This is a genomic window from Microvirga calopogonii (assembly GCF_003347665.1).
Taxonomy (GTDB): Bacteria; Pseudomonadota; Alphaproteobacteria; order Rhizobiales; family Beijerinckiaceae; genus Microvirga; species Microvirga calopogonii.
Window position 1 is genome coordinate 1 of record NZ_QDGA01000189.1, and the last position, 4,936, is coordinate 4,936.

Sequence of the window (4,936 nt, forward strand, 5' to 3'; positions counted from 1 at the left end):
ATGCTGCGCGAGGCGCAGGAGGCGCCGCAGGTGGTCGCGCGTCTCCTCGAGAGCAACGCGCCCCTGTGCCGCGAGCTCGGCGAGCGCCTGCGCGCCTCGCCGCCGCCCTTCGCCGTGACCTGCGCGCGCGGCAGCTCCGACAACGCGGCGACCTTCGTCAAATACCTGCTCGAGATTCATTCCGGCCTCGTCACCGCGTCCGTCGGCCCGTCCGTGACCTCCGTCTACGAGGCGCGCCCGCGCATGCGCGACGCCCTGTTCCTCGCCGTGTCGCAATCGGGCCGCAGCCCGGACATCCTCAACCTCGCCCAGGCTGGGCGTGACGACGGCGCCCTGACGGTGGCGCTCGTGAACGACACGACATCGCCGCTCGCCTCCACCTGCGAGGTCGTGCTGCCGTTGCATGCAGGCCCCGAGAAGAGCGTCGCGGCCACGAAATCCTTCATCGCGGCGCTCGCGGCAGGATTGCAGCTCGTGGCGCACTGGTCGCAGGATCAGGAATTGCTGGCGGCCCTCGACACCCTGCCGGATGTGCTGGCCCGCGCGTCCGCGACCGATTGGTCGGCGGCGCTTCCCGAGTTGTCGGACGCGAACAACCTGTTCGTCGTCGGGCGCGGCGTGGGCTTCGCCGTCGCGCAGGAAGCCGCCCTCAAGCTCAAGGAGACCTCCGGCGTCCACGCGGAGGCGATGAGCGCCGCCGAGCTGATGCACGGCCCCTGGACGCTGGCGGGCGACCACTTCCCGATCCTGGTGCTCAGCCAGCGCGACGAGACCCTGAGCGGCGTCAATGATCTCGTGACGAAGCTGCACGAGCAGGGCGTTCCCGTCATCGTCGCCGGTGCCGCGGAGGGCCGGGCGAGCGTCGCCCTGCCGGGGATCGAGGATGCGCATCCCTATCTGGCGCCCATCGCGCTCATCCAGAGCTTCTACCCCCTCGTGAATGCCATTGCCTTGGCGCGCGGCCGCAATCCCGACAACCCGCCGCGCCTGCGCAAGGTGACGGAGACCGTCTGATGCCGATCGCCCTCGTGGGAGCCCGCCTGTTCGATGGCGCGCACATGCTCGCCGGCCGCGCCGTCGTGATCGAGAACGGCCGCATCCTCGGCCTGCCGCACGAGCAGGATCTGGGCACCGGCATCGAGCGCCACCGGATCGAGGGCCTGCTCGCCCCGGGCTTCATCGACGTGCAGGTCAATGGCGGCGGCGGCGTGCTCTACAACGACGTGCGCAGCGTTGAGGGCATCCGGACGATTGCCGAGGCCCACAGGACTTATGGCACCACCGGCCTTCTGCCGACCTTCATCACCGATACCCGCGAGACCATGGCGGAAGCCGTGGAGGCCATGCGCGCGGCCCTGGCCGCCCGCGTGCCCGGCGTTCTCGGCATCCATCTCGAGGGCCCCTTCATCAGCCCCGAACGCAAGGGCGTGCACAACCCCGCCTTCATTCGCCCGATCGAGGATGAGGACATCGCGATCCTGACCTCACTCACCGAGGGCCGCACGCTCGTGACGCTGGCGCCCGAGCGCACCGGCATGGAGGCGATTGCCCGCTTGGCCGCTTCAGGCGTGCTGGTCTGCGCCGGGCATACCGCCGGCGATTACGCGACCATCATGGAAGCGGCGCGCCACGGGCTGCGGGGTTTCACGCATCTCTACAACGCGATGCCGCCCATGGCCGGGCGCGATCCGGGCCCCGTGGGCGCGGCGCTCGACAGCCCGGACACCTGGTGCGGGCTCATCGTCGACGGGCACCACGTGAGCGATGCGGCTCTGCGCGTGGCGATTGCCGCCAAGGGCACGGAGCGGATGATGCTCGTCACCGACGCCATGTCGGTGACCGGCACGGACCTGACGAGCTTCGACCTGCACGGCCGCACGATCTATCGCCGGGACGGCAGGCTCACCACGGAGGACGGAACGCTTGCAGGCTCCGACCTCGACATGGCGAGCGCGGTGCGCAACAGCGTCGAGCGGCTGGGGCTTGCCCTGCCGGACGTGCTGCGAATGGCATCGCTGATCCCCGCTCAATTCCTGAAGCTCGATCACGAACTGGGCCGCATCGCGCCCGGCTATCGCGCCGATCTCGTTCTCCTCGACGAGGGCCTGCAGGTGCGGCAGACTTGGATCGGCGGAAACAGCAACTGAACGGGGTCTTCCGATGAGCGCGCAAAGGGTTCTCGTGGTCGGACTCGGGAACATGGGCCTGTCCCATGCTCTCGCCTATAGCCGGATCGACGGCTACGAGATCGCAGGGCTCTGTACGCGCAACATCGACAGCATGGAGCTTCCGGCCGCCCTGCAGGATGCGCCGCGCTTTTCCGATTTCGAGGAAGCTCTCGAAGCCGTCAGGCCCGATGTGGTGTCCATCAACACGTGGTCCGACACGCACGCGCCCTATGCCATCCGCGCCATGGAGGCGGGCGCGCATGTCTTCGTGGAGAAGCCGCTCGCCGACAATGTGGCGGATGCGGAACGCGTGGTCGAGACGGCGATGCGCACCGGGCGCAAGCTCGTCATCGGCTATATCCTTCGCCATCATCCCTCCTGGATCAAGTTCATCGAGATCGCCAGGACTCTCGGCACGCCTCACGTCTTCCGCATGAACCTCAATCAGCAATCGAGCGGGGCCGCCTGGGATGCGCACAAACGTCTGCTGCAATCCCTCTCCCCCATCGTTGATTGCGGCGTGCATTACGTGGACGTGATGTGCCAGATCACGAAGGCGAAGCCCGTGCAGGTGCACGGCGTGGGCACGCGCCTGACGCAGGACATGCCGGCCGGCATGTACAATTACGGCCATCTCCACGTGACCTTCGACGACGGCTCGGTCGGCTGGTACGAGGCCGGATGGGGCCCGATGATGAGCGAGACGGCCTATTTCGTGAAGGACGTGATCGGGCCGAAGGGAAGCGTGAGCATCGTCATGGCCGAGACGGCCGGCGAAATCCGCTCGGACGACATCAATGCCCACACCAAGACCAACCAGATCCTGCTTCACCACGCGGCGCTGAAAGAGGATGGAAGCTTCGCGAAGGCGGATGAGCGCATCAGCACCACGGACGAGCCGGATCACGATGCTCTCTGCGAGCGCGAGCAGCGCTTCCTCCTGCGGGCGATCCAGGAGGAGGTGGACCTGACGGACCACATGAACGATGCCGTCCGATCTCTCCGCATCGTGCTGGCCGCCGACGAGGCGGTGCGAACAGGGCGGGTGGTCTCTCTTTAGAGCGGTTTGGTTCTCGTGAAATCCGACCCGGCGAGCCGCATTCTTGACCGGGGAACCGAATCCACTTCGAGGAAAGATGCTCTAACCGTTCTTATGCATCGGAAGAGGGATGAGGGCTGGCGGATGTAGCTTAAGCACTTGAAGCAGCGTAGGATTTGGTTGCTGAAGCCGATCCTGCTCTCCGTTCGAGGCTGCCACACCCGCCATGCCGGACGATACACCTGCCACCTTCCCGTTTCCAGCCGTGTCCCGCAAGAAGATCACCGCCGCGTTCGACGGCGGGCGCTTGTCGTCCGACGGCGGCGTCATGCTTCTGGCCCAGGCCGAGCGCCGCCTTGGCATCGCCGAGCGGCTCGCCGGCTTCATCCCGGATCGGCGCGATCCCGTCCGCGTGACGCACGCGATCACAGACATGCTCCGCGCCCGCATCTTCGCCATCGCGTGTGGCTATGAGGACTGCAATGACTTCGGCCCGCTGCGCGCCGATCCGGCGTTCAAGCTCGCCTGCGGGCACCTGCCGGAGACTGGAGCGGATCTGGCCTCGCAGCCGACCCTCTCGCGGCTGGAGAATGCGCCGACGATCCGCGATGCGATCCGGTTGACCTATGCTCTGGTCGATCAGTGGATGGACAGCTATGTCACGCCCCCTGACGGAGTGGTGCTGGACATCGACGACACCTGCGACGTGGTGCATAGGCACCAGCAACTGTCCTTGTTCAACGCGCACTATGACGAGCGCTGCTTTCTGCCGATCCATGTCTATGACAGCACCGGCCGCCCGGTGGCGATCGTGCTGCGGCCGGGCAAGACGCCCTCCGGCCGTGAGGTGCGGGCTTACTTGCGACGCCTCGTGCGCCGCATCCGCACACGTTGGCCTCTCACGCAGATCACGATCCGCGGCGACAGTCACTATGCCCGCCCCGAGGCCATGGACTTCTGCGAGCAGAACGGCGTCAGCTATCTGTTCGGGCTGGCCGGCACCCGGCCGCTCACCGCCAAAGTCCAGAACGAGGCGGATGCGGTGCGCACCCAGCGGGCGGTGGACGACTGCGAGGTCGTGCGTGGCTTTGCCGAGACGACACACCGGGCCAAGAGTTGGTCGTGCGAGCGTCGCGCGATCGCCCGCATCGAAGCCACCCGCCTGGGGCTCGACATCCGCTGTGTGGTCACCAACCTGATCGGGACCAGCGCGCGGGTCATCTATGAGAGCCTATATTGTGCCAGGGGCCAAGCCGAGAACTGGATCAAGTTCCACAAGGCGCACCTCGCGTCCGACCGAACCTCGTGCCGGCGCGCGGTGGCCAACCAAGTTCGGCTGGTGCTGCACACGGCCGCCTACTGGCTGATGCTGGCGGTGCGGGAGGCGATCCCGGCTGCACGCGATCTCGCCCGGGCTGAGTTCGCCACGCTGCGGTTGCGCCTGCTCAAGATCGCCGTGCGGGTGCAGGAAACGGCGAGCCGCATCCGACTGGCCTTCGCCTCCGGCTGCCCGGACGCTGACCTCTTCCGCGCCGTAGCGGCGACACTCCTGCCCAGCCCGCGAGCAGCCTCGCCCTGAGAGACGGGGCCGCCATCGCCCTGATCGCTCTATCCTGCCCCTGCCAACGCGTTCCCCACGTGCCAGACCTCGCTGCGGTGAAAGAGACGCAACGGATTGGCTCGCCTCGCCGCAAATCAGGTCAATGCAGCAAACTCTGGTGAATAGGAA

The 4,936-nt window shown here is 67.1% G+C and carries 4 protein-coding genes; all 4 read left to right on the top strand.

Annotated features, from left to right (window positions below):
* Nucleotides 1–1,014: SIS domain-containing protein (locus tag DDF70_RS35370; RefSeq protein WP_114948952.1), on the top strand; the 1,014-nt coding region annotated here is incomplete at its 5' end.
* Nucleotides 1,014–2,147, top strand: a complete 1,134-nt coding sequence (nagA, locus tag DDF70_RS35375; protein ID WP_114949160.1) for an N-acetylglucosamine-6-phosphate deacetylase — start codon at nucleotides 1,014–1,016, stop codon at nucleotides 2,145–2,147. The genes DDF70_RS35370 and nagA, both read left to right, overlap by 1 nt.
* 13 nt (nucleotides 2,148–2,160) lie before the next feature.
* The gene (locus DDF70_RS35380; protein ID WP_114949161.1) at nucleotides 2,161–3,228 is read left to right on the top strand and encodes a Gfo/Idh/MocA family oxidoreductase; all 1,068 of its coding nucleotides are present in this window, start codon (nucleotides 2,161–2,163) and stop codon (nucleotides 3,226–3,228) included.
* Nucleotides 3,229–3,433: 205 nt separating this feature from the next.
* Nucleotides 3,434–4,786 carry an IS1380 family transposase gene (locus DDF70_RS35385; RefSeq protein ID WP_114946366.1) on the top strand — a complete coding sequence of 451 codons (1,353 nt, stop codon included), beginning with the start codon at nucleotides 3,434–3,436 and terminating at the stop codon, nucleotides 4,784–4,786.
* The last annotated feature ends 150 nt before the right edge of the window (nucleotides 4,787–4,936 follow it).

What these genes read in the sequence shown, in the direction of transcription:
- nagA (WP_114949160.1), top strand. Translation starts at nt 1,014, where the DNA reads ATGCCGATCGCCCTCGTGGGAGCCCGCCTGTTCGATGGCGCGCACATG.
- DDF70_RS35385 (WP_114946366.1), top strand. Translation starts at nt 3,434, where the DNA reads ATGCCGGACGATACACCTGCCACCTTCCCGTTTCCAGCCGTGTCCCGC.
- DDF70_RS35380 (WP_114949161.1), top strand. Translation starts at nt 2,161, where the DNA reads ATGAGCGCGCAAAGGGTTCTCGTGGTCGGACTCGGGAACATGGGCCTG.